Source organism: uncultured Ralstonia sp., assembly GCA_913056305.1.
Lineage (GTDB): Bacteria > Pseudomonadota > Gammaproteobacteria > Burkholderiales > Burkholderiaceae > Ralstonia.
Genome location: CAJXMR010000349.1, coordinates 1 through 3,210, shown reverse-complemented (window position 1 = coordinate 3,210; position 3,210 = coordinate 1). Strand labels below are relative to the sequence as shown.

Annotated in this window: 4 protein-coding genes and 1 pseudogene; all 5 read left to right on the top strand. The window is 65.0% G+C overall.

Annotated features, from left to right (window positions below; all coding sequences use genetic code 11):
* Positions 1–1,034, top strand: a 1,034-nt coding sequence (gene fabF / locus QZ609_RS25825; RefSeq protein WP_295501153.1) for a beta-ketoacyl-ACP synthase II, incomplete at its 5' end; no start/stop codon positions are given.
* Entirely contained in the window at positions 1,034–1,582 is a 549-nt protein-coding gene (locus tag QZ609_RS25820) for a hypothetical protein (RefSeq protein WP_295501157.1), read from the top strand. The genes fabF and QZ609_RS25820, both read left to right, overlap by 1 nt.
* A gap of 60 nt (positions 1,583–1,642) precedes the next feature.
* Positions 1,643–2,242: an RNA polymerase sigma factor RpoE gene (gene rpoE / locus QZ609_RS25815; RefSeq protein ID WP_295501150.1), complete on the top strand. Its 600-nt coding sequence runs from the start codon at positions 1,643–1,645 to the stop codon at positions 2,240–2,242.
* Positions 2,243–2,352: 110 nt separating this feature from the next.
* The gene (locus QZ609_RS25810; protein WP_295501147.1) at positions 2,353–2,982 is read left to right on the top strand and encodes an RseA family anti-sigma factor; all 630 of its coding nucleotides are present in this window, start codon (positions 2,353–2,355) and stop codon (positions 2,980–2,982) included.
* Between the two features lie 11 nt (positions 2,983–2,993).
* Positions 2,994–3,210 (top strand): annotated as a pseudogene (locus QZ609_RS25805) (sugar dehydratase); the annotation flags it as partial.

Below are 3,210 nucleotides of genomic sequence, written 5' to 3'. Positions count from 1 at the left end.
ACGCCCGCCAGATGGATACGTTCATCCATTACGGCATCGCCGCCGGCGTGCAAGCACTGAAGGACAGCGGGCTGGAAGTGACCGAGGCCAACGCCGAGCGCATCGGCGTGATGGTCGGCTCGGGCATCGGCGGCCTGCCGATGATCGAGGACACCCACGCCACCTACATGGAACGCGGTCCGCGCCGGATCTCGCCGTTCTTCGTGCCGGGTTCGATCATCAACATGATCTCGGGTCACCTGAGCATCATGCATGGCCTGAAGGGGCCCAACCTGGCGACGGTGACGGCCTGCACGACTGGCTTGCACAGCATCGGTCTGGCGGCGCGCCTGATTCAGGCGGGCGACGCCGACGTGATGGTGGCCGGCGGTGCCGAGTCGACGGTCTCGCCGCTGGGCATCGGTGGTTTTGCCGCTGCCCGCGCGCTGTCGACCCGCAACGACGATCCGGCCACCGCCTCGCGCCCGTGGGATAAGGACCGCGACGGCTTCGTGCTGGGCGAGGGCGCCGGGGTGATGGTGCTCGAAGAGTACGAGTCGGCCAAGGCGCGCGGTGCCAAGATCTACGCGGAAGTCGTCGGCTTCGGCATGAGCGGCGACGCGTATCACATGACCGCGCCCAACATGGACGGCCCGCGCCGTTGCATGGTGGCCGCGCTGCGCGATGCTGGCGTCAATACGGACCAGGTGCAGTACCTGAACGCGCATGGCACCTCCACGCCGCTGGGCGACAAGAACGAGTCCGATGCCATCAAGGCGGCCTTCGGCGATCATGCTGGCCAGCTCGTCGTGAACTCCACCAAGTCCATGACCGGCCACCTGCTGGGCGGCGCGGGCGGTCTGGAGTCGGTGTTTACGGTGCTGGCGCTGCACCACCAAGTGTCGCCGCCGACCATCAACATCTTCAACCAGGACCCGGAGTGCGATCTCGATTACTGCGCCAACACAGCGCGTGACATGAAGATCGACGTGGCCGTGAAGAACAACTTCGGCTTCGGCGGGACCAACGGCACGCTGGTGTTCAAGCGTCCGTGATGCATTGCGAGGCGCGGCCTGGTGCCGCGCCGTCGCCGCTCGCGCAAGCATCGCCTTTCGCGATCGAGCGTATCGAATTCCCCCAGGGGTATCGGCGGGCATGCTTGGCGGCGCGCGGTTTCGTGCTCGCCGCGCTCATGTTCGCCTTGTCCTGGGTGTCGTGGGCGTGGGGCGTGGCGCTGCCGCTGTCAGCCTGGATCGCGATCTGCTTGCTGGCCGTGGGGGCTGCGTTCCCGTTGGTGCTTGCACGTTCTCCGCGAGCAATGGAACTGATGTGGCGCGCGCGTCTCAAACGAGATGGCGAACCGGGCCCCGGGGCCTGGCACGTCAACCTGGCCATGCGCCAAGCCGTCCGAAATGTCCCGCTGCTATGGTGGTGGCCGATCGGCGAGCGTGTGCTCGTGCTGGGCGTGGCGCAGCGGTGGTGGTGCCCGCGCGTGTTCGTTCTGGCGCCGCCATGGTTCGCCGCCGAGCCGCTCCGACGGATGCGGCGGGTGTTACGCCTGGGGCCGCCACCGCTGCGTGCCCGGGTGAACGGGGTGTCGTAGGTAAAATACAACGTTTGTCAGTCACAAAATTTAAGGCGATACACTGCAGGTGAAGAATCCGTGAGCGAGCGCGAAGCCGACCAGATCCTCGTCGAACGCGTCCAGCAAGGCGACAAGCGGGCGTTTGAACTTCTCGTGGTCAAGTACCACCGGAAGATCATCCGTCTGATCTCGCGCCTGATCCGCGATGCCGCGGAGGTGGAGGATGTGGCGCAGGATGCCTTCATCAAGGCGTACCGGGCGCTGCCCCAGTTCCGGGGCGAATCCGCGTTTTACACGTGGCTGTACCGTATCGCCGTCAATACGGCCAAGAATTACCTGGCGACGCAGGGCCGGCGCCCCGAATCGTCCAGCGATATCGACACCGAAGAGGCTGAAACTTTTGCCGACGGTGAACAACTAAGGGATATCAATACGCCGGACTCGATGCTGCACACCAAGCAGGTGGCCGAAACGGTCAACCGCGCGATGGAGGCATTGCCCGAGGAGTTGCGCACTGCAATCACGCTCCGGGAAATCGAGGGTCTGAGCTATGAGGAAATCGCGGAAGCGATGGAATGCCCGATCGGGACGGTCCGTTCACGGATCTTCCGGGCACGCGAGGCGATTGCCGAGAAATTGCGCCCCCTGCTGGGAACGGCCGAGGGCAAACGGTGGTAGCCAGCCGATATAACAAGCCGGTGGCCGCAGTTGCGGTTACGAACGGTTAAACCTCGGGAAGTCTTCTCTCGGATCGTTGGATTGGACGTTGGAGTTTTTGGGGTCGGGAAATGGGTCAGGCTCAATTGCAGACGACAGAAGCGGGATTCGCGCAGCGCATCTCCGCTTTGATGGACGGTGAAGTGGCGGCGCACGAAGTGGCCGCGGCCGTGGAACTCGCCAAGGATGGCGAGGGTGCGGCGCACTGGCGCGAGTATCAGCTGATCGGGGACGTGCTCCGATCCGAAGACCTGCTGAACACGCGTTCGTCCGAAGATTTTCTGGGTCGCTTTGCGGCCAAGCTCGATGCCGAACCGCACCTGCTGGTGCCGGCGGTGGCGCAGCGCGCCCAGGCGGAAGAGAGGCATCGCTTCCTGGTACGCCCGTCGTGGGTCCGCCGGGTCATGCCTACGACCGCCGTGGCAGCCGCGGTGGCGGCCGTTAGCTGGGTGGTCGTGCCGCAGCTGCGCGGTCCAGTCGATGCCGGTGGCGCCGCGCCCGCACTGGTCGCCAAGGCGACACAAAATGCTGGTGCCCAGGCTGTGACGGTGGCGGTGGCGGACAACACGCCCATGATCCGCGACGCCCGTCTCGATGAATACCTCAGCGCGCATCGCCAGTCGGCCACCAACGGTGTGGTGGTGCCGTATCTGCGCGCGGTCGCCAATGGGGTGAACTCCCAGGACTCCAATCAGGAATAATGCGGGAATCCATGTCGAAGGTGTGGCAACCCGTTGCAGGGGCAGGCGCCCGCAAGCTCCAGGCCGTCCGTCGGTCTTTCTTTCTTCTTCTGTGTGTTTCGGCGTTGGCCGCGGCGGCTCAGCCGCAGCCCGAGCTCATGCCGCGCAAGGATGCCGCCTCCTGGCTGGCCAAGATCCATCGCGCGGCGCTCAAGCAGAACTATGTCGGTACGCTCACGTATCAGCGTG

What these genes read in the sequence shown, in the direction of transcription:
- QZ609_RS25820 (WP_295501157.1), top strand. Translation starts at nt 1,034, where the DNA reads ATGCATTGCGAGGCGCGGCCTGGTGCCGCGCCGTCGCCGCTCGCGCAA.
- QZ609_RS25810 (WP_295501147.1), top strand. Translation starts at nt 2,353, where the DNA reads ATGGGTCAGGCTCAATTGCAGACGACAGAAGCGGGATTCGCGCAGCGC.